The sequence below is a fragment of the Sphingopyxis sp. 10G20-10 genome, from assembly GCF_057365075.1.
On the sequence record NZ_CP195117.1, the window covers coordinates 1,921,932 to 1,942,691 of the forward strand.

General features: G+C 58.8%; 24 protein-coding genes. 9 read left to right on the top strand and 15 right to left on the bottom strand.

Features of this window, described 5'->3' with window-relative positions; genetic code table 11:
• Positions 1–24 precede the first annotated feature (24 nt).
• From ACR3XE_RS09440 to ACR3XE_RS09450, 3 genes are read left to right on the top strand one after another with little or no spacing between them, the layout of a single operon-like run.
• Positions 25–549 carry an RNA polymerase sigma factor gene (locus ACR3XE_RS09440; protein WP_473697897.1) on the top strand — a complete coding sequence of 175 codons (525 nt, stop codon included), beginning with the start codon at positions 25–27 and terminating at the stop codon, positions 547–549.
• The gene (locus ACR3XE_RS09445) at positions 546–1,139 is read left to right on the top strand and encodes a hypothetical protein (protein ID WP_473697896.1); all 594 of its coding nucleotides are present in this window, start codon (positions 546–548) and stop codon (positions 1,137–1,139) included. Before ACR3XE_RS09440 ends, ACR3XE_RS09445 begins: the two co-directional genes overlap by 4 nt.
• On the top strand, positions 1,136–2,455 hold the full coding sequence (locus tag ACR3XE_RS09450) for a serine hydrolase (RefSeq protein ID WP_473697895.1): 1,320 nt from the start codon (positions 1,136–1,138) through the stop codon (positions 2,453–2,455). The genes ACR3XE_RS09445 and ACR3XE_RS09450 overlap by 4 nt, the downstream gene beginning before the upstream one ends.
• Here ACR3XE_RS09450 and ACR3XE_RS09455 read toward each other — a convergent pair.
• The 6 genes from ACR3XE_RS09455 to uvrC are packed head-to-tail and all read right to left on the bottom strand — an operon-like array spanning position 2,452 to position 8,628.
• On the bottom strand, positions 2,452–3,246 hold the full coding sequence (locus ACR3XE_RS09455) for a LysR family transcriptional regulator (protein WP_486185677.1): 795 nt from the start codon (positions 3,244–3,246) through the stop codon (positions 2,452–2,454). The two genes, ACR3XE_RS09450 and ACR3XE_RS09455, sit on opposite strands and share 4 nt — an antisense overlap.
• On the bottom strand, positions 3,243–3,641 hold the full coding sequence (gene apaG, locus ACR3XE_RS09460; protein WP_473700313.1) for a Co2+/Mg2+ efflux protein ApaG: 399 nt from the start codon (positions 3,639–3,641) through the stop codon (positions 3,243–3,245). Before apaG ends, ACR3XE_RS09455 begins: the two co-directional genes overlap by 4 nt.
• A 19-nt stretch (positions 3,642–3,660) precedes the next feature.
• On the bottom strand, positions 3,661–4,869 hold the full coding sequence (locus ACR3XE_RS09465; RefSeq protein ID WP_486185678.1) for a trans-sulfuration enzyme family protein: 1,209 nt from the start codon (positions 4,867–4,869) through the stop codon (positions 3,661–3,663).
• Complete coding sequence (gene leuB / locus ACR3XE_RS09470) at positions 4,866–5,927, bottom strand: 3-isopropylmalate dehydrogenase (protein WP_473697894.1); 1,062 nt, start codon at positions 5,925–5,927, stop codon at positions 4,866–4,868. The genes ACR3XE_RS09465 and leuB overlap by 4 nt, the downstream gene beginning before the upstream one ends.
• 42 nt (positions 5,928–5,969) lie before the next feature.
• On the bottom strand, positions 5,970–6,707 hold the full coding sequence (recO, locus tag ACR3XE_RS09475) for a DNA repair protein RecO (protein ID WP_473697893.1): 738 nt from the start codon (positions 6,705–6,707) through the stop codon (positions 5,970–5,972).
• Positions 6,700–8,628 carry an excinuclease ABC subunit UvrC gene (gene uvrC, locus ACR3XE_RS09480; RefSeq protein WP_486185679.1) on the bottom strand — a complete coding sequence of 643 codons (1,929 nt, stop codon included), beginning with the start codon at positions 8,626–8,628 and terminating at the stop codon, positions 6,700–6,702. Before uvrC ends, recO begins: the two co-directional genes overlap by 8 nt.
• Before the next feature lie 73 nt (positions 8,629–8,701).
• Between uvrC and ACR3XE_RS09485 the strand changes: the two genes are divergently transcribed.
• Entirely contained in the window at positions 8,702–9,421 is a 720-nt protein-coding gene (locus ACR3XE_RS09485; RefSeq protein WP_473697892.1) for an SDR family oxidoreductase, read from the top strand.
• Between the two features lie 45 nt (positions 9,422–9,466).
• Here ACR3XE_RS09485 and ACR3XE_RS09490 read toward each other — a convergent pair whose 3' ends face one another.
• From ACR3XE_RS09490 to ACR3XE_RS09525, 8 genes are all read right to left on the bottom strand, one after another.
• A complete protein-coding gene (locus ACR3XE_RS09490; RefSeq protein WP_473697891.1) occupies positions 9,467–10,078 on the bottom strand; it encodes a F0F1 ATP synthase subunit B family protein in 612 nt (203 codons plus the stop codon).
• On the bottom strand, positions 10,071–10,565 hold the full coding sequence (locus tag ACR3XE_RS09495) for a F0F1 ATP synthase subunit B family protein (protein WP_473697890.1): 495 nt from the start codon (positions 10,563–10,565) through the stop codon (positions 10,071–10,073). The genes ACR3XE_RS09490 and ACR3XE_RS09495 overlap by 8 nt, the downstream gene beginning before the upstream one ends.
• Positions 10,566–10,632: 67 nt before the next feature.
• Positions 10,633–10,860, bottom strand: coding sequence for an ATP synthase subunit c family protein (locus tag ACR3XE_RS09500; protein ID WP_473697889.1), 228 nt, complete (start codon positions 10,858–10,860; stop codon positions 10,633–10,635).
• Positions 10,861–10,910: 50 nt separating this feature from the next.
• Positions 10,911–11,690 carry a F0F1 ATP synthase subunit A gene (locus ACR3XE_RS09505; RefSeq protein ID WP_473697888.1) on the bottom strand — a complete coding sequence of 260 codons (780 nt, stop codon included), beginning with the start codon at positions 11,688–11,690 and terminating at the stop codon, positions 10,911–10,913.
• A gap of 26 nt (positions 11,691–11,716) precedes the next feature.
• Positions 11,717–12,046: an AtpZ/AtpI family protein gene (locus tag ACR3XE_RS09510; protein WP_473697887.1), complete on the bottom strand. Its 330-nt coding sequence runs from the start codon at positions 12,044–12,046 to the stop codon at positions 11,717–11,719.
• A 174-nt stretch (positions 12,047–12,220) separates the two neighbouring features.
• Positions 12,221–12,628, bottom strand: coding sequence for a YdbL family probable chaperone protein (locus ACR3XE_RS09515; RefSeq protein WP_473697886.1), 408 nt, complete (start codon positions 12,626–12,628; stop codon positions 12,221–12,223).
• A gap of 21 nt (positions 12,629–12,649) precedes the next feature.
• A complete protein-coding gene (locus ACR3XE_RS09520) occupies positions 12,650–12,865 on the bottom strand; it encodes a YnbE family lipoprotein (RefSeq protein ID WP_473697885.1) in 216 nt (71 codons plus the stop codon).
• Complete coding sequence (locus tag ACR3XE_RS09525; RefSeq protein WP_486185680.1) at positions 12,862–16,002, bottom strand: intermembrane phospholipid transport YdbH family protein; 3,141 nt, start codon at positions 16,000–16,002, stop codon at positions 12,862–12,864. The genes ACR3XE_RS09520 and ACR3XE_RS09525 overlap by 4 nt, the downstream gene beginning before the upstream one ends.
• Before the next feature lie 186 nt (positions 16,003–16,188).
• Here ACR3XE_RS09525 and radC point away from each other — a divergent pair, with 186 nt between their 5' ends.
• A complete protein-coding gene (gene radC / locus ACR3XE_RS09530; RefSeq protein WP_473697881.1) occupies positions 16,189–16,881 on the top strand; it encodes a RadC family protein in 693 nt (230 codons plus the stop codon).
• Positions 16,882–16,952: 71 nt separating this feature from the next.
• Here radC and ACR3XE_RS09535 read toward each other — a convergent pair whose 3' ends face one another.
• Positions 16,953–17,414 (bottom strand): hypothetical protein, encoded by a 462-nt coding sequence (locus tag ACR3XE_RS09535; protein WP_486185681.1) that lies wholly within the window; start codon positions 17,412–17,414, stop codon positions 16,953–16,955.
• Between the two features lie 199 nt (positions 17,415–17,613).
• On the opposite strand from ACR3XE_RS09535, the gene purB reads away from it, so the two are divergent.
• The 4 genes from purB (at position 17,614) to ACR3XE_RS09555 (ending at position 20,696) form a co-directional block, all read left to right on the top strand.
• The gene (gene purB / locus ACR3XE_RS09540) at positions 17,614–18,927 is read left to right on the top strand and encodes an adenylosuccinate lyase (protein WP_473697879.1); all 1,314 of its coding nucleotides are present in this window, start codon (positions 17,614–17,616) and stop codon (positions 18,925–18,927) included.
• Between the two features lie 70 nt (positions 18,928–18,997).
• Positions 18,998–19,327 (top strand): lipopolysaccharide assembly protein LapA domain-containing protein, encoded by a 330-nt coding sequence (locus ACR3XE_RS09545; protein WP_473697878.1) that lies wholly within the window; start codon positions 18,998–19,000, stop codon positions 19,325–19,327.
• Entirely contained in the window at positions 19,324–19,998 is a 675-nt protein-coding gene (pyrF, locus tag ACR3XE_RS09550) for an orotidine-5'-phosphate decarboxylase (RefSeq protein ID WP_486185682.1), read from the top strand. Before ACR3XE_RS09545 ends, pyrF begins: the two co-directional genes overlap by 4 nt.
• Positions 19,999–20,063: 65 nt before the next feature.
• Positions 20,064–20,696, top strand: a complete 633-nt coding sequence (locus ACR3XE_RS09555) for a phosphoribosylanthranilate isomerase (RefSeq protein ID WP_486185683.1) — start codon at positions 20,064–20,066, stop codon at positions 20,694–20,696.
• The last annotated feature ends 64 nt before the right edge of the window (positions 20,697–20,760 follow it).

Consider the following 20,760-nt stretch of genomic DNA (forward strand, 5'->3'; position numbering starts at 1 on the left):
CCATCACGGGGACTGGAGGCCGGAGTGACAGAAGCAGAGCAGGATGCGACCTTTACGGAGGCGATGGCACGCTTTGGCGGCGGGATTGGACGCATCGTCCGCGCCTATGAAGCCGACGCCAATCTGCGCCCTGACCTTGAACAGGATATACAAGTCGCACTGTGGCGCAGCCTCGCCACTTTCGAGGGTCATTGTTCGCTGAGCACTTGGGTATGGCGTGTCGCGCACAACCGCGCGACCAGTCATATGCTGCAGCACCGGCGATACGGCAGCCGGAACTGGGCGAGCATCGAAGATCTGGAAATCGCGGCGGACGAACCGTCACCCTATGACCTGATCGAGGTCGATCAGGCGCGTTCCTTGATGCTGGACATCATCCACCGCCTTAATCCGCCCGATCGCCAGATCATGCTGCTCTATCTTGAAGGCGTTCCCGCCGCCGAAATCGGCGAAATCACCGGCGTCTCCCCCGATGCCGTCGCCACGAAAGTCCACCGATTCAAAGCCATGCTAACCCGCCGCTTTGCCAAAGAGGGAGAGGCCCGATGATCCGCAATTTTGACGAGGAAAGCCTGTTTCGCCTGTGGCAGGACGACGATGCGACCCCTGCCCCACTCCCGCTGGATGAGATTAAACATCGTGCCAAACGCTTTGGCGAGCAGGTTCATAGGCGTAACCGACGCGAATATATTGCCTCGGCGATCGTCGCAGTGGCGTTCGCCATCTATGCGGTTATCCTGCCTGGTCTCTTGCTGAAAGTCGGCAGCCTGATGATGATCGCCGGGATTGCCGTTGTCGTTTGGCAGCTTTCGCGCCGCACATCACGCCCAGAATCCACCACGGCCACAGCCGATGTACGCACCCATTATCGCGCCCGCCTTGTCGTCGAAGAACAAATGCTCGCCAGCGTTGGCCGCTGGTATCTTGGGCCACTGGTGCCCGGTTTGATAGTGTTCATGGTCGGACAGGCCGCAATCACCGGCCATTTGGATCCGCTTGGCATCACATATTACATCGCGATACCGGCGTTGCTGTTCGGTGGCATCTGGTGGCTCAACCACCGCGCCGCGGCGATGCTTCGCCGTCAGATTGATCGCCTCGATCATAGCGCGAACCGTTTTGAAGGAGACCAAGAATGAAATCTCTGTTTGCCCCGCTACCCACCGCCCTTGCGGCGGCCCTGTTCCTCCTCGCTATACCGGTATCCGCCATTGCACAGGAAACGGCGGCTGAGGTCGCGCCCTCGACCACCCGCCAGCAAGCCGATCACGTTATCGATTTTCTGAATGGCAGCGCCAGTGCCAAAGAGATATTCGCACCCTCCTTTTTACAGTCCATCCCGCCGGCCAAAATAGGGGCGTTGCGCGACCAATTGGTGGGGCAACTCGGCGCGGCTGTAGAGTATGTCGAATGGCACGACCTTGGCACCGACGTCGGATATGGGATTTTGCGCTTCGCCAAAGGGCAACTTCGCGTTGAACTGCGTCACGCAAAAAACGCCCCCCATCTGATAACCGAATTGCTGTTCAAACCCGTTGCACCTGCGGCAGACGCAGCCGGGCCGGAGGCGTTGCTCACAGATTTCGCAGCGTTGCCGGGCGAAAAGAGTTTGGCCGCCTATCGGCTGGGGGCAGAAACGCCCCAAAAACTGTTCGGGACGTCGACGACCCCGGTTCTGCCGCTGGGATCGGTTTTCAAGCTGTGGGTGCTGGCCGAACTTGATGCCGAGGTTCGCGCCGGCACACGGCACTGGTCCGACGTGGTGACACTAGATGCCAAGTCGATACCTTCGGGCACGATCCAGAACTGGCCCGACAAATCTCCCCTGACATTACATAGTCTCGCCGCGCTGATGATCTCGATCAGCGACAACAGCGCCGCCGACCTGCTCATCGACACACTCGGTCGCGACCGCGTCGCCGCTCGCGCGGTCAAGTCCGGATGGATTGACGCCAAAACATCGCTACCCATCCTGAAAACAGTGGAAATGGCGGCGTTAAAAAGCCCCAAAGGGTCAGAGCTGGCGGCACAATGGAAAGCGAGTTCCACCACAGAGCGAACCGAATTATTGAAAGCGCATAACAGTCAGTTGCGCGTCGGCAACGTTGATGTTTCCACGCTATCGGAAAAGCCTGTTTTCAGCGGCACTGTGGAATGGTTTGCCGATGCCGACATGATGGCGCGGCTGGCGGAATGGCTCGCAAAAGAGGCAAGCCCTGAGGCGCGCGCAATATTGGCGATTAATCCGGGCATGGTCGCCCGCGATGGCTGGGCCTATGTCGGCTATAAGGGCGGCTCTGAAACCGGCGTCCTCGCGGCGGTTCAGATCCTCTGCCGCTCCAACAACAGCTGCTATGCCGTGATCGCGCAATGGCACGACAAGACCAAGCCTGTTGATCTGACGCGATTTTCCTTGTTGGTGAGCCGTTCCGCAGCACAGCTTCCCGACCGCTAACCGCCGCTCAGAGCAGCCACGAGGGCCTTCACCTTTTTCTGCCGCCATTGCGGCAAAGGTGCGACGAGCCAATAGCTGCGCTTGGCCTCGAAAGCCTCATCCTTCTGACGTACCCGCCCCGCCGCAATGTCAGCCTCTGCCAACAGCGCCGGAACGCAGCTATAGCCTAGCCCGTTGGCGGCGGCGTCGATTGCTAGCCCCGCATCGGCAAGACGCAGCGCCGGTTCACCCTCGGCAACCGGACAGCCGGGCCAGGCAATGCGCGTGTCGCTGCCGCTTCCCGGCCCCGTCACGGTCACCATCTTTGCATCGCCCAAGCCAACACCCTCATGCTCGCCAGGACCTTCGGCCCAGAATATTGCGAGATCGAGGTTAGCCTCGGTAAAATCGATTCCGCTGTCGGCTGAGACCAGTGTAAATCGCACATCGGGCGCCTGCTGGCTGAATTTTGCGAGCTGCGGCGCCAACCATTTGGCGGTGAAGTCACGCGGTGCCGCGATGGTCAGCGATTGCGAGCTTTGTCCCGCCTGCATCGCCCGCACAGATTCTTCAAATTGCAGAAAACCATGACGCAGCGAATCAAGGCCCGCATCGGCCTCTCCGGTCAGCTCCAGACCTTTGGGCGTGCGACGAAACAGCACCACCCCCAGCATATCCTCTAAGGCGCGAATTTGCTGGCCAACGGCGGCTGGCGTGACCGCCAGTTCGTCGGCGGCGCGTGTAAAGCTGAGGTGCCGTGCGGCGGCATCGAAAACCCGCAAGGCATTGAGCGGCAAATGAGTGCGCTTCATGGCGCGGTCGCGGGCGCGATAAGGGGAAATTGCGGGATAGACACCATCAGCGCGCTGCCATCGGCCCGCGCCAGCTCATAACTCCCCACCATCGACCCTTCGGCGGTGGGTAGAGGGCATCCCGATACATAGTCAAACGATCCGCCCGGCGCGATGACCGGCTGTTCACCGACAACGCCCTCACCCTCGACTTCGCTGACCTGCCCCATGCCATCGACAATGCGCCAGTGTCGGCTGATCAGTTGCACCGCCAGTTCGCCGTGATTCTCGACGCGAACATGATACGCCCAGAACCAGCGACCGAGCGCCGGATGCGATTGTTCGGGCAAATAGCTGACCGCGACGCGCACGGTGACCGCCTCGGTTGTCTCGGCAAAGGGGAACAGCAATTCCATCATCATGGCCTAAGGTCGCTCAAAGCCCGACTTTGGTCAATGCCTGGTCGATGTCAGCGATAATATCGCGCGCATCCTCCAGCCCGATGTTGATACGCAACATCCCTTCATCAATCCCCATATCAGCGCGGGTTTCGGCACCGACGCTATGATGTGTCGTCGAGGCGGGGTGACAGCACAGGCTGCGCGTGTCGCCAATATTATTGCTGATATCGACCAGTTCGAGCGCGTTCAGAAAGGCCATCGCCTGTTCGCGCCCACCGTCGAGCGAAAAGGAAAAAATCGGTCCGCACGCGTCCATCTGGCGAATCGCCAGCTCTTGCTGGGGGTGACTGGCCAGCCACGGGTGCAGCATCCGCGCCACCCGCTTTTCAATTGATTGTCCAACGGCCAGCGAGTTTTCCGACTGACGCTGCGCCCGCAATTCCAGCGTCTCAAGCCCTTTGAGCACGACCCAAGCGTTAAAAGGCGACAGATTCGGCCCTGTATTGCGCTGAAACGGCAGCAGCACGTCGTTGATGAACTTTTCGGACCCGCAAACGGCACCGGCGAGAACGCGGCCCTGCCCTTCCATCAGCTTGGTCGCCGAATAGGCGATGACATCGGCCCCAAATTCCAGTGGGCGTTGCAGCACGCTGGTGGCAAAAGCATTGTCGACCACACTGGTGATCCCATGCGCGCGCGCCAGTCCGCAAACATGGGCCAGATCGACAATGTCCATCGTCGGATTTGCGGGCGTTTCAAAAAAGAACACCTTGGTATTCGGACGAATGGCCCGTTCCCAGGCATCATTGTCGCGGGCATCAACAACGGTGGTTTCGATACCAAAACGCGGGCACAGACTATCGACGAGCCAGCGGCACGACCCGAAAGCCGCTTTGCCCGCGACAATATGGTCGCCGACCGACAATTGACACAACAAGGCAGCGGTCATCGCCGCCATGCCCGTCGATTGCACACGGCACGCCTCGGCCCCCTCCATCAGCGCGATACGCTCCTCCAGCATTGCGACGGTCGGGTTTTGCAGCCGCGAATAGGTCATGCCGGGCGCTTCACCGGCAAAGCGCGCCGCAACACTTTCTGCATCGTCATAGCTATAGCCAGATGTCAGGAACATCGCCTCTGACGTCTCGCCATGTTCGGTGCGTGATGTACCGCCGCGAACCGCGCGGGTTGCCGCATGCCAGTGTTTCGTTAACTCGCGATCTATTCCGGATTTCTTTTTCATGACCCTCTTTCGTTCAATGCGGCGACCACGGCATCACCCAGCGCAACCGTCCCCATCGTCCCGCCCAGATCGGCGCCGCGCGCGCCTTCGCTGAGCACATGGGCAACCGCCGCCTCTATCCGCGCCGCATTGGCCTCATCACCGCCCGAATGGCGCAGCAACATGGCCAGCGACAATATCATCGCCAACGGATTGGCAATGCCCTGCCCGGCGATGTCCGGTGCGCTGCCATGGATCGGCTCATACAGCCCTTGCGTGCCTTCGCTCAAAGACGCCGACGCCAGCAAACCGATCGAACCGACGCACATGCTCGCCTGATCGGACAATATGTCGCCAAACAGATTGCCGGTCACGACAACATCGAACTGGCCGGGATTGCGGACCAATTGCATCGCGGCATTGTCCACATACATATGGGTCAGTGCCACATCAGGATAATCGGCGGAAACTTCGATGACGACGTCGCGCCAAAGCTGGGATGTTTCCAGCACATTGGCCTTATCGACCGAGCAAAGACGCCCCTTGCGGCCTTGTGCGGCGCGAAAGCCGACATGGGCGATGCGACGCACCTCGCTTTCGCTATAAGCCATCACGTCATAGCCTTCGCGTTCGCCGTCTGCGGTTGTGCGAGTCCCTTTCTCGCCGAAATAGACGTCGCCATTGAGTTCGCGCACGATTAGCAGATCAATGGCCGAGGCAACTTCGGGCCGCAATGCGGAGACATCCTCTAATCCGGCGAACATCTTGGCGGGGCGCAGATTGGCGAACAGGCCCAATTCGGCGCGCAAACCCAATATGGCCTGTTCGGGCCGCAATTGCCTATCAACTTTATCGAAACGCGGGTCGCCCACCGCGCCGAACAATATGGCATCGGCCGCTTTCGCCTTGGCCAGCGTTTCGGGCGGTAGAGGATGACCGGTAGCTGCAAAAGCGGATCCGCCGACCAGTGCGCGGTCCAATGTCACCGGCAACGCCAGCGCCGCGATGACCTTTTCCGCCTCGGCCATGATTTCAGGACCGATTCCGTCACCCGCAAGCAGCAAAATTTGCAACGCCATACCCTTTCACTTGTTGCCTGCCGCTTAGGGAGCCACGCGCACTCACGCAACCGCCCTTTTGAGCCGGTCGGTCAAACGTTGCCGCACATCAATCAGATCGCGAGCCTTACCATCCAGCAGCGAACGGTCGATGAAATGGCCGGTGATTTTGAGTGCATCAAGCACATCATCCAGATCAGGACTGATATTCTCTCCACGCAGAAAGGGAGGCAAAGCGAACAGGCGTCCTTCATATCCGACCGCCGCCGCACGGCTTACCGCAGAGCCTGATTTGGGGCTGACAAAGGCTAAATCATCGCGACCGCCCGTCGCGGTACATTCGTCGAGATTGAGCCCAAAACCAAGCTCGGCAAGCAACAGCAATTCATAACGCGCCAAAGCCGCCGCCCATTGCCGCGCCGATGGCGCCGCAGCGACCGCGTCCAACAGTCCCGACAAAGCATCGAACAAGGCCGGAAAGGCCTGATTTTCCGGCAATGTCGCCGCCGTCACGCTGGTGATCCAGTCGATCGCGGCGGCCGCCAACGGCTCGGCGAGCAAGGGCGCGCGGCTCTCGGTCAATTCAACCGTCGCGCCAGCCAATTGATCGGCGGTCCGTGCACGCAGTTCGATCTGGACCCGGTTGCCGGGGATCAGGATGGGCCGCAGCCGCCGCGACCGACCACCGCGAACATATCCAGCGACCATTCCCTCATCGCGCGTCAGGCCGCGCAATATGCTGCCATGCTCACCATGCGCCCGCACCGAACACAACAGCGCCTCGGCGCGCAAATTAGTCATGAAAGAAATCATAGACAGTCCGCGCCACCGTCTCGCTGACCCCTGGCGCACGCGCCAGATCTTCCAGGCTGGCGTTGCGAACAGCACGCGCGGTCCCGAAATGCATCAGCAATGCCTTTTTACGCGCAGGTCCGATGCTCGGCACCTCGTCCAGCGGCGATGTTCCCATCGCCTTTGCGCGCTTTTGCCGGTGCGCACCAATGGCGTAGCGGTGCGCCTCGTCACGCAAACGCTGGATATAGAACAGCACAGCATTGTTGGGTGGCAACGTGAATTCGCGGCCATCAGGCAGGTAAAATGTCTCACGCCCCGCATTGCGGTCAGGGCCTTTGGCAACGCCGATAAAAGGGAGATCATCGATACCCAATTCGGCGAAGACCGAGGCGACTGCCGATACCTGTCCCTTGCCGCCATCGATCAGCACCAGATCGGGCCATTCGCCCTTGCTGCGGTCCGGATCTTCCTCGATAGCGCGGGCAAAACGGCGCTCAAATACCTCCCGCATCATGGCAAAATCATCGCCGGGTGCGGTTTCGGCTCGTTTGATGTTGAACTTGCGATAGGCGCCTTTGATCCAGCCTTCGGGGCCAGCGACAACCATCCCACCGAGCGCATTTGTGCCCTGGATATGGCTGTTGTCGTAAATTTCGATCCGTTGCGGCGGAGCTTCCAGGTCGAACAATTCGGCCAGATCCCGCCCCAATTTGGCTTGTGAGGAGCTTTCGGCAATGCGGCGATCTATTTCCTCACCGACATTTCGCACCGCCTGTTCAAGCAACCGACGGCGATTACCGCGCTGCGGGACGCTGATCTCGATCTTGCGGTCTGCAACGGTGCCTAAGGCTTCGGCGAGCAATGCCGCTTCTGCTGGCTCGCGGTCGACCAATATCAACTTGGGCGGCGGCACCCCTTCGTAAAATTGCATCAGGAAGGTCGCGAGAACCTCATCCTCTGGCACACCGGACACATGCGTTGGAAAAAAGCTGCGATGCCCCCAATTCTGCCCGCCGCGAATGAAGAAACCCGCGACGCACAACTGCCCGCCCTTCGCCGCGAGCGCAAAAACATCGGCATCGCCCAGTCCGTCGGCGTGAACGGACTGGCTGCCCTGAATGAAGGTCAGCGACTTCAGCCGGTCGCGCAACACCGCCGCTTGCTCGAAATCAAGCGCGTCCGCAGCCGCATCCATCGCCACACCGAGCCGCTTCTGGACCGTCGTCGAGCGTCCCTCCAGAAAATCCTGCGCATCACCGACAAGCTGCGCATAATCTTCCTTACCGATCCGGTCGACGCAGGGCGCGCTACAGCGGCGGATTTGATAGAGCAGACAGGGGCGCGAGCGGTTGGAAAAAAAACTGTCGGTGCAACTGCGTAACAGGAAGGTCTTTTGCAGTGCGTTCAACGTGCGATTGACCGAGCCCGCGCTAGCGAACGGGCCATAATAGCGTCCTTTTGCGCGCCGCGCGCCGCGATGCTTTTGCACCCGAGGAAAGTCATGATCGGCGCGCAAAAGGATGAAAGGGAAGCTTTTGTCGTCGCGCAGCAGCACATTATAGGGCGGGCGATATCGCTTGATGAGCTGCGCTTCGAGCAGCAACGCCTCGGCCTCGCTGGTCGTCGTGACAATCTCCATGGCACGTGTCTGCGAAACCATCCGCTGCAACCGCTGCGGCAATCGCGCCACTTGCGTATAATTGGTCACCCGGTTCTTTAGCGCCCGCGCCTTGCCGACATACAGCACATCGCCGCGCCCATCGAGCATCCGGTAAACCCCCGGTCGCGCGGGCAATTTTCGCACGATACTGCGAATGACCTCGGCCCCCTGCTCCAGATCGGGTTTGTCGCCATCAATCTCTGAGCCGCGCACGACATAGGTCGCCTTCTCCTCGTTGAACCGGTCGGGGGCGTTGGGGCGGGCCATGCCAATCCATGTAGGCGAAGCGCATCCAAGCTGCCATAGTCGGTGTCGATTTTGACGACAGAGGGGCTGACGGATGGACGTAAATGGCAAAGTGGCGCTGGTCACCGGCGGCAGCGACGGCATCGGTCGCGAGATTGCTCTGCAGCTACAGGCCGCAGGCGCACGGGTGACGGTCACCGGTCGATCAGCCGAGCGACTACAAGACATGGCAGGTCGCGGGTTTGGAACCATCGCAGCAGAACTGTCCGACAAGGCCGGCATCGATGCGATTGTCACCGCGATGGCCGACCAGTCCTTGGCCTTGCTGGTCAACAATGCCGGTATGGGCAGCGACTATGATCCCGACGACGCGACCAGTATGGGGAGTGCCGAGCAATGCCTGCGCACCAATGTCGAGGCACCGATTGCTCTATGCACCCGCCTGATCCCTGTTTTGCGGGCTCAACCAGCGGCGATGATCGTCAATGTAACATCGGGTCTCGCCATTGCCCCGCGCGCCGGAGGGTCCATCTATTGTGCGTCAAAGGCGGCTTTACGCAGCTATACGCAGGCCATCCGCCATTTGTACAAGGACAGCAACCTTCGCATCGTCGAGGCTCTGCCGCCGGTGGTCGAAACCAAGATGACAGCAGGACGCAACAGCAAGAAAATGAGCGCGACAGACTGCGCTGCCGAAATTGTTCGCGGAATTCTGAACGATAAAGCCGAAATCAATGTCGGCATGGTCAAGCTGTTGAAGCTTGTATACAGTGTATCGCCAGCCATGGCGCGGCGCGTCATGCTGAGTTTTTAGCGCAAACTCAACCTCGGCACAGCATGTTAGGGAAGACTGCTGCCGTCAGCCCTTGGCAACGGCAGCGATGGCATCATCAACCAGCGACTTGTCGTTCGATGCATCATGATTGTCGGCGATCAAAGCTGCAGCTGCTTTCGTTGCAGCCTGCGCTGCCGCGTGACGAACGTCAGCCAGCGCCTGTGCTTCGGCAACGGCAATCCGTTCCTCGGCCAGCGTGGTGTGGCGGGCGATCATATGGGTGGCGTCAGCTTTGGCTTTGGCAACGATTTCAGCAGCCTGTTTCTCGGCACTCGCCGTCATGGCAGCGATTTCCTTGTCAGCGTCGCGGGTCTTTTTCTCATACTCGGCCTTGAGTGCTTCGGCTTCCTTACGAAGTCCGGCTGCCGTGTCGAGTTGCTCGCGAATCCCGGCAATCTTCTTGTCGAGCATCGAGGCGATCAGCGCAGGTACGCGCATTTTGAGCATGATCGCAAAGACAACGATCATCGCCAGCGCGACAATGCCGCCAGCTTCGATCCCATAGAAGGAGGCCGCCTCGCCGTGCGATTCGGCAACGCCGACATGCTCGGTTGTCACGGCATGATCAGCATCCGATGCGGGCAAGGGAACGCTGACGGTATCGGTCGCGGTGCTGGCCGCAGCTTGATTAGCCATGGGTCAAGGCTCCTGCGACGGCCTTGCGGGCGTCGGATTCGCTGACTTTCTGACCGGTCAGCTTGGTGACGATGTCGCGCGTGACGTCCGAAGCAACATCTTCGATCGCGGCCATTGCGGCGGCGCGTGCTTCTGCGAGCTTGGCGCTCGCCTCCTCGGCTTTGGACGCCAGAGCCGCATCGGCCTTGGCAATCCGCTTTTCCGCTGCAGCCGTGGCCTTCGATTTGGCTGTGGCGGCGGCTTCCTGTGCCTCGGCATGAACCTCGTTCATCCGTGTCCGCAGCCGCTCCTCAATCGAATCGGCCTCGCTGCGCGCCCGTTCGGCGGCGGCGAGGTCGCTCGCGATCTTCGCATCACGGTCATCGACAGTTTCTTCGACCTTGGTGACGATACCGCGACCAACAATGAAATAGATCGCGCCCAGCACCAACAGCAGCCAAAACCACTGCGACTGATAGACGGTCATGAACTGGGTAAGTTGAGGCATTGGGCTACCTTAAGTCAGTCAGCGGACCGGCAGGAAACCCCACCGGCCATCGCCAACGTCTGTCCGATTAACGGGCGTAAAGGATGATCATAGCGACGGCGAATGCCATCAAGCCGAGCAATTCAGCAGCAGCAAAACCGATGTAGAGCGTGCCGGTCTGACCAGCAGCAGCTGCGGGATTACGTAGCGAACCCTGAAGGAACGAACCGAAGACAAAGCCAACGCCAGCCGCAGCAGCGCCAACACCAATGGCGGCGATACCGGCGCCGATAACCTGAGCAGAAGCGAGATCCATGATAATAACTCCGTTAGATAAAATGTTGTAAGAAAGCGAAAATAATCAAATCAGTGCAGATTGACCGCGTCGTTGATGTAAAGCGCGGTCAGCAAAGCAAACACGAAAGCCTGAATGGCCCCGACGAGCAGTTCCAGCGCGTTGACCCCAACCACGAAGACAAAGCACAGCGCGCTGATACCATAGCCCATCGCCCCACCGGTGTTGAGTCCCTGAACCACGAAGTTGCCAAAGACGTCGAGCAGGATATGGCCAGCGAACATAGCAACAAAGGGTCGCAGTCCAAGGCTGAAAGGACGCACCAGAAATGAGACAAATTCAATCAGCGAGATAGGAACAGCAAGGAAAATTGGCGTATCTTTAGGCCAGAAAAGCGTAAAGAAGTGCAGTTTATGCTTCCAGAAACCAACCGCGAGTACGATGGCAAAGCTGATCAGGCTCATGACGCCGGTTACGCTGAACTGGCTGGTCACGGTGAACGGATGCGCACCGGGAACAATCGCGAAGGGCATCGCTCCGATCCAGTTGGCGAACAGAATGAAGGTGAACGCTGTAAACACCCAAGGCAGATATTTCCGCCCTTCAGGCCCTATGCTCTGCCGCGTGATATTGTCGACAAAGCCGGTCAGACCCTCGACCGCTGCCTGCCAGCGACCGGGCACTAGCTGACGCTTTGTCCCGCCCAGCATGAAAGCGACGATGACCGCGAACACGATCAACATCCATAAGGACGAGTTGGTAAACATGAACGGCGATGCGGTCAGATGCTCGCTGCCCAAGGGGGCAATTGCGAACTGGTGCATCGGGTCGATGGTAGATTCGGCCGCCACTGATCGTCATTCCCTGTTCTTCGCGCTCAATCGGCGCTGTTACTGTTGTTGCGTGCAACCTGAATCAACGCACCGGCAAAGGCGGTAAACATCAGGCCAATGGTTATCCACGGCAAAGTTCCAAACAGCCTGTCGAGAAACAGGCCGATAATGATGCCGCCAAGAGGATAGCCCAACATGGTCGATGCGACCTGCCAGCCGGCATTGCTGCCCGTTGCGCGCATCGGGGCATGGTCCGCCGCAAGCCGCGCATCCTCTTTCCGGCGTGCGTCAGACAGCCGGGAGTCGAGCGATTCCAGCTCCGGATCCTGCACCACTGGGGAAGCGTGTGCGTCCTTGGGGTCGGGGTTCGTCACGAAACCGAATCGTCCTTGGCAAAAAGTATAGGATTTTCGCGCGATCGACAGGGCCGACCGGCGAAGCGACGCCCATTTACGTAGCGTGCCCTCGCAAGTCAACCTTGGCGGACGAATGGCCGTTTTCAGCTATCTGTTCCATGCTCCCCGCAAGCAGCTAGGACGCTACGGTAATCAGAGGCAGCGGGGATCGCGCTGTGGCGGGCTGGCGCCACGGGTCTGCCATCCGCCACTCGGAGTCTGATATTTCTCGCCCGGTTGGGTTTTGGCAATCAGGTTACAGCCGCTCGTAAAAGCAAACTGCTCTACTGTGCTGCCTGTCGCGCCAGCGCGCTCGGTATAGGCGGCTTTGCGCTTGATATTGATATCGCGAACCATGTCGCGGACCGCCGCAGTCGGCGAACCAACAATGCCGAGATAGCCATCGGTTTGCTCACCGACCTGCCCCGATTTACGGGCGGATTCATAAGCCGGGTCACGCTGCGCCATCGCTGCGGTCGCGGTTAGCGCCAGCACAGCCGCCGCCAACAGGCCGCCAGCCAGCAGCTTTTTGCTCTTGCTTGGGGTCCGTTGCAAAACCATCTTCATTTCCTCACTTGCTGGTCAAAATATGTCGGCATTCTGGTCGATCAGTTTTTTCGCATCGCCGTCCAACCGATATACGACTTCTTGTTTGATGTTGATATTCAGGTTGATTTCAATCGGTTTGTCAGGCGTCGCAATCTGTACACAACCCGCCAATCCTCCCGAAACGGCCACCAAAGCTATGATGACGCCCACTGAATTTCCACTCAAACCCATTTTCTTCCCCTTGGTCATGGCATGGGCTCACTTTCTGAAGGCTGAACAGGCGGTTTTTCTTGCGCCCGTCGCTGGGCCTCTTGCTCTTCGGCCAGCGCCTGCAAATTCTGTCGAACCAACAGGCTGGGATCATAAAAACCTTTGGCAGATGTAATCAACTGGCGAAAGGGGGCCGATATTTTGACGTTAAACACCAGCGGCAAGGCCGCAATCTGTTTGGTCAGGAAATTGCGCGAGGCCCCTTCTCCCTGTCCGACCCCACCAAACCGGATATCGGTGACCATCTCTCCATCCAGATCGCCGTTCAGGATAATGCTCAGATCATCATATTTCAGCGATTTAAGCGCGCTAAACGCGAAATTGGCAATGGCACCCAAATCGCGGTTCGACAATTCCCCAACATAGGCCAGCGTCCCGCCGCCCGACCGCGAATCAAGCCGACCATTGACGATCCGCCCGCCCAGCCCGTCGAACTCGACAGGCAGGGTGCCATCGAAAACGCCGGTAGCCGTGATATTGTCGAACCCGAATTGCTGCAAAAATACCGCCGCATCGACGCCATTCAGATCAAAGGTCAGATACCGCGTCTGCTCGGCGCCGAAATCCAGCGTGGTCGGGTGCAGCGACAATTTGCCACCAGCGAACGGCCATTCACCTCCATCGACACGTATGCGGGTGGTTCCGAGCAGTTGATAGTCGATTTTTCCGCCAATGACGGGAAAGCCGGTGTTGATCTCTTCGATGCTGGCAATTTGATGCGGTGGGGTGTGGAGGTTCAACAGGTCATCAAATGTCAAAGTGGTGGTAAGCCCGCTCACTGGGCCAAAGGCCGCCGCCAAATTGGTTCCGGCGGTCGCGAATGTCCCGTGGCTCATTACGCCAGCATCATTCCAGTCGATCCGACCGTTGCCGACCACCGATCCCTCGACATTGGCAACAACGCCCAATGCCAGCGCACTCAGTTGGACCGGTTGGAATTCGCTGTTGAAACGCAAATTGTTGACGGTGAGGTCGGCATGACCGCCATCGCCATTCACCTTGTGCTGGATGACTGTGTCGAGAATTTTTGTCTCTGTCTTGCGTTCAGAGAAACCCGCCGTGGCGTCGATGACACCATCCGCAAAAGAAAGATGGGCGTTTTGGCTGATAAGCGGGAAAAACCGTGCATCAGCTTGCCGGTCGCTGAGGACAACCGAACCGTCGAGCGAAAGCTCACCATTCGACCATCTCCAGTCGCCACCCATTTCGCTCAGATCGAGTGGGACGGGACCAATATGGCCATGCGCACCGGTCAAAGTACCGACGAGTCCAGCTTTAACCGCTTGTCCGGTTAGTGATTCCATCGCAAATTCGGTCGCCGAATCGCCTTCGCCCATCGACACATTGGCCAGTGCGAACGACCAGCGTTGCGACGTCAGATCCATCTCGCCGCGCTTTGCCGTAATGCGAACAGGCGATCCATCGGAGGTGGCGGCCAAAGACAGGTCGGGCACGATAACAGTTCCGCGCAATCCATTGCCACCCAGCGCCAAAAGCGGCTGTCCGGCTTTGCTGCACAGGCGGACTTCATTTCGTCCCGCTTTCATCGAACCAATAACGGCGCTGTCGAGCCGCACGACCGAGCATCCTCCGCGCAAAGCGAGTGCGCCGGTCTGATCGACCTGTCCGCTCAGCGGGATTGCCAGCCCCGATATGCGGCCACCCGCAACCGGCCCCGACAGCGTGGCAATGGAATCAAATCGCAGCCTGCCGTCGCGACCACCCGAAATGCGAATCGGCGTCAGCGCCAATTCTGCCGTTCCGGCGCGATAGGGTTCAAACCTTGCCAACCCCGATGTCGAACCATCCGCCTGTCGGTCGATACGAATATCACCCACTGGCAGTCCTCCGCCGGATAGAGTCCATTGCCCCGCGATCAACAGCGCGGGTTTGGGTGTGGCCAATAGATAGGCAAGGCGGCTGTCGGAACCGGCGCTGATCTTTGCACCGCTGGTCGATGTCAGTTGCGGTGCGATTAATTCGATCCGCCGTGTCCACTGATCGCCGGTCAAGGCAAAGTCAGACTGTCCCGACACATCGGCCAGCGCCGACGACATAGCCGTCGCAGCCTTATCGGTTAGAGGACCAAGCGGGCTGCCTTTCACGCCATCGACCGCGCGTAGCAGCGACTGCCGCAGCGTCCGGCTAGCGGCAGCTTTGGCAAAACGAAGCGAACCCTTGACGGTCGGTTCAGCCTTGCCGAGCACAGCTTTGGCATCAATAGCAACGCTATCGGCGGAAAAATCTGGCCCGTTTAGCAGGGCGAGTTGAGCCTCGGTGTCGATCTCGGTTCGTTTTACATTGCCTTTAAATGCGCCCTTCACTACCAGTCGGTTGGCTCGAAAAGTTGCGACACGCAGAGCGGCAAGGCTCGCGTCATATGTCCCGTGCCAGTTCTGCAAATCTTCCGAAAGGGCCAGATCGAGCGCGATTTGTGGTGAGGCCGCTTTCAAACCGCCCGTGTCACACACAAGACTTTTACCGCGCAAAGGCCCGCGCAACGTCGGCTCGACCAATTCGATGGTCAGCTTCCCATAAAAGCTCATGTCCTGCGCGGTGCAGCCCCCCGCCACCACCTTGGGCGCGACCAAAGCCAGCGTCCCAGCAAAATCCTTGCGCAAATTGCCACGCCCGTCGAGCGCCGCACCAACACTGCCCCAGGGCGTTGCGATGCGTGCCCGCGCATCGGTCAGGTCAACCGCCAGATCGGGCAAGGCCAAAGGGTCGTTGCTGGTCGGGTCGCGAAACTTGTCGAGCGCGCCCAGCGACAGTTGGCTATCGATAACGCGCCCATAAAGGCGCACACTTTCGGCGCGGATCAGCGAGACGGTGGGGCCAGATGATCCGAACCCCAGATGAACCTCAACACGCTTCGCTGTCAGATCGGGGTGCGCCGGATCGCCGACGACAATATTTGATAGGCGCTGCGTCCCTAGCCCAACTTGTTCGATGGTGTAAGAGGCCGGGACTCCGCGTGATTCCAGTTGCTGCTGCACAAAATGATCGGCAATCGGCGCGCGGCCCAGCCACAGCAGGAGCAAAATCAAAGCAACGACCGACACGCCGCCCCATAGCCAAGGCCGACGCAGAAAAAAGGACTTGGTTGTTTCGCTCACGCCATTCTCAGATTCAACGTCAACGGCTCGGCCTGAAAGCCAAGAAGCCACCCATAGCCGCTTTGCCAGCTACATGGCATCGCAACGCACAGTCCGACTTTTCGTCGCAAGGAATATTCAGGAACCATAAGGCTTTGTATCTATGACCGTTGAGTGCGGGTCACAAGCCGGTTATCCCCCACCTCCATGACAACGGCTCCAGCCCCCCATTCGGATCATAGCGGTCACCGTGCGCGTCTCCGCTCTCGCTTATTAACTGGCAAGCCAGACGCATTGCAGGATTATGAGCTTGTTGAGTATTTGCTCGCGCTCGCCATTCCGCGCCGTGACACCAAGCCGCTAGCCAAGGCTTTGCTGCGCGAATTCGGATCGCTGGCTCAACTTATAAGCGCCGACCCCGAATCACTTCGGCGCGTTGATGGCCTCGGCGATTCCAGCATTGCTGCGTTGAAGATCGTTCAAGCCGCCAGCCTGAGGATGCTGAAAGGCGAATTTGCTGAGCGCCCCCTTTTGTCGAGCTGGACCGCGCTGCTCGACTGGCTGCGCGCCGATATGGGGCCAATCGATATAGAGCGCGTCCGCGTGCTCTATCTCAATTCGCGCAATATGCTGATCCGTGATGAAGTCGTTAGTGAAGGGTCGGTCGACCAGTCGGCCATATATGTCCGGGAAGTCGTCAAGCGCGCGTTGGAATTGGGCGCCGCCGCGATCATCCTTGTTCACAACCACCCTAGCGGCAGTCCCGAACCGAGCCGTCAGGATATCGCCATTACGCGCGATATTGCCGAGGCGGCGGGGAAGCTGGGTGTAACATTGCATGACCATATCATCATCGGCGGCGGCGATTACCGCAGCTTTCGATCGATGGGGTTGCTGTGACATAATAAACGGGGCCGCCGTCCTAAATAGAATAGCGGCCCCTGATCACTTATTTATGTACCGTTGTGTGCTTAGCCTGCACCGCGCGTCAGAAAACCCGTGAGTTCGACTTTGCTGACAGCCTGCGATTTGTCGGCGTCGGCAGAAGCGAAGGCCTTACCAAGCCACGTCTGTGCTTCCTCGCTACTCGCGTCAAATCCGGGTTCGGTCGACGTTTTCAACGCGATCATCCAGGAACCAAATTCGCTCTGGTTCAGTTCGCCGTTTGCATCTGCATCATATGTAGGGAAATCCTTATCGACTATTTGCGAGATCTGCGAAGCAGAGGCTGAGGCTTGCGAATTGCCGGGTTGGGACGACTCATCCGTCATCGAATCGGTTGAATCGGGCGCCGAAGCGGTCGTCCCCGGATCAGCGGTCATCGTATCGGCTTCACTTGCCGGTGACGTCACGTCGTCCGGCGCGGGGGTGCTTTGTGCTGCAGCAGGGAGTGCCAGCATAGCAGCGCCTGCGAAAAGAATCGGTCTCAACATGTCTATTCTCCAAAATATGGCACGGCTTGCCCAAGAGGAGGCAGCCTGTGTGCCCTGAGGGGGCAATAGGACAACAACTGACAATTTTATCGGGTTGCATGTGCGCAGCGTTTGGCGTTGCGACTTGGCTTTGCTAGGGGGCGGCTCGGCGTCGTTACGCGCCGATTCCGCGATAAGCCGCCGCAAGGAAGAACATATTATGGTCCCCCGCTATTCCCGTCCTACCATGTCCGCCGTTTGGGCACCCGAAGCGCGCTTTCGCATCTGGTTTGAAATAGAGGCCCATGCGACCGAGGCACTGGCAGAGCATGGCGTCGTTCCAAAATCAGCAGCCAAGGCGTTGTGGGACTGGTGGGCGACCAACCCGACCATCGACGTCGCGGCCATTGATGCCATCGAGGCCGTCACCAAGCATGATGTCATCGCCTTCCTGACCTGGGTGGCCGAGAATGTTGGCGAAGAAGCGCGCTTCATGCATCAGGGCATGACCTCCAGCGATGTGCTCGACACCTGCCTATCGGTCCAACTGGCGCAAGCGAGCGACATCTTGCTGGCTGACCTTGACGCGCTACTCGAAGCAATCAAGCGGCGGGCGATGGAACATAAAATGACCCCGACAATCGGGCGCAGCCACGGAATCCATGCCGAACCGGTGACTTTCGGGCTTAAATTGGCGCAGGCCTATGCCGAATTTTCACGCTGCCGCGACCGTCTGGTTGTCGCCCGCGCCGACATCGCCACCTGCGCCATTTCCGGGGCAGTCGGCACTTTCGCCAATATTGATCCGGCCATCGAGGCGCATGTCGCGGAGAAACTGGGGCTGAGCGTCGAGCCCGTTTCGACACAAGTCATTCCGCGTGATCGCCACGCCATGTATTTTGCGACGCTGGGTGTCATCGCCGGATCCATCGAGCGGCTCGCCACCGAAGTGCGCCACCTGCAACGCACCGAAGTGTTGGAAGCCGAGGAATATTTCTCACCGGGTCAAAAGGGTTCGTCGGCGATGCCGCACAAGCGCAATCCGATCCTCACCGAGAATTTGACTGGTCTTGCGCGCATGGTGCGCAGCGCCATCACACCCGCGATGGAGAATGTCGCGCTGTGGCACGAACGCGACATCAGCCATAGTTCGGTCGAGCGTTTCATCGGCCCCGATGCGACGATTACGCTAGATTTCGCGCTAGGGCGGCTGACCGGTGTCATCGACAAATTGCTGATCTATCCCGAACGGATGCAGAAAAATCTCGATCGTATGGGCGGACTGGTTCATTCACAGCGCGTCTTGCTGGCGCTGACTCAGGCTGGCGCTAGCCGTGAGGAAAGCTATGGGTTCGTTCAACGCAATGCGATGCGCGTATGGGAGAGCGATGGCCAATTGGCGCTGCTCGATCTGCTCAAAGCTGATGCCGATGTCACTGCTCTGCTCTCTGTCGACGAACTGACCAAACTGTTCGATCTCGGTTATCACCTCAAACATGTCGATACCATTTTCTCGCGTGTTTTCGGCGAATAGCGCGCTGCTACTGGAATAGCGGCCAAACTTGGCTTAGGGTCATATCTCGGATGTTGCGGGAGCCAATTTAATGTCCATGTTTCGAACATTTCTCTGGATTGCCCTGACGATAATCCTCGTCATTTTTTCGATGGCAAACTGGAACAAGGTCACAATCACAATTTGGCCGGGTCAATTGGCCGACACCAAATTGCCGGTTCTGATCCTCGTATCCTTCCTGTTGGGCTTGTTGCCGATGTGGATCGCGCATCGAGCAACGCGCTGGTCGCTGAAACGTCGGCTAGACAATAGCGAACGGCAACTTGCCGATCTGCGCGCCATGGCTAATCGGTCATCAGAGTCTGTTGCGCCTGGCACACCGAAATCAAATGCCACCTCTTCCCCGCTCGAGGCGCCATGACATCGCCTGTTTTCCTTGCCGTTGATACGATTCACTTGGACGCCGCCCAGGCCTTGGCGCAAAAAGTGCGTCATCATGTTGGCGGTTTAAAGTTGGGTTTGGAATTCTTCTGCGCCAATGGGCATCATGGCGTTCATGAAATGGCCAAGCTGGGCTTGCCCATCTTTCTTGACCTGAAATTGCACGACATTCCCAACACGGTTGCCAAAGCCATTCAGGCGCTGCGTCCCTTAGAGCCTGCCGTTTTGACTGTTCATGCAAGTGGCGGACGTGCGATGCTCGAAGAGGCAAAGGCGGCGGCTGGCACGAACACCAAGGTTGTGGCGGTGACGGTGCTAACCAGTCTCGACACACCAGATCTTGACGACACCGGCGTCAACGGCAGCCCACACGACCAAGTTCAACGTCTCGCCATGCTCGCAAAAAAATCGGGACTCGATGGCATTGTCTGCTCGGGCAAGGAAGTGAAGGCCGCGCGCAAAGCATGGCCGCGTGGCTATTTTGTTGTTCCCGGCGTGCGGCCAGCCAATGGCAAAGCGGGCGATCAAAAGCGCATCGTAACCCCAGCACAGGCGATGGCGGACGGTGCCTCTATGCTGGTGATCGGGCGACCGATCAGTCAGTCGCAAGACCCCGATCTGGCCGCGCGGGCCATAGAGGCTACGCTCTGACCGACGATTGATTCAAATGATGTTCCACTGTTGAAGCGGGTGCGGACGCAGCGCAAAAGGTAACCATGTCGAGACTGATGAAAATATGCGGCCTTTCGTCCAGCGAAGGTATCGACGCGGCGATCAAGCACGGCGCCACTCATATCGGCTTGGTTCATTTCGAGCCGAGTCCGCGCCATGTTGACCTCAAAAAAGCGGCGGAACTTCGCCAACAGGCGGGCTCGGCGGTCAAGACCGTCTTGTTGCTCGTCAACGCAGAGCCTGCATTGACCGCAAAAGCGTATGAAATAGTCAAGCCAGACGTCATCCAGTTCCATGGCAATGAAGCGGCCGATTGGCTGCGGCTGGTCAAACAGAATCTCAAGGTTGAGATTTGGAAAGCTCTCGGACTTCGCGACGCGGCGACGCTTGATTATGCGCGCAAGTTTGTCGGAATTGCTGACCGCTTGCTGTTCGATTCGCCTGCCCAAACGCTGCCAGGTGGTACTGGCACCAAATTCGACTGGACGTTGCTGAGCAACCATCGCCATGAAATTCCGTGGGGAATCGCTGGCGGTCTGTCACCCGACAATGTGAAGGCAGCGATCCAAGCCACAAACGCCCCCCTAGTCGATGTGTCATCGGGCGTAGAGAGCACGCCGGGCATCAAGGATGTGGACAAGATTGCGGCATTCCTTAAAGCCGCCCGCAGCGCCTGAATTTTCCGGACGCACAGGCTGAGCCTTACGAAGCCTGACATTTTCCGCATCCTTCGTCAGGCTC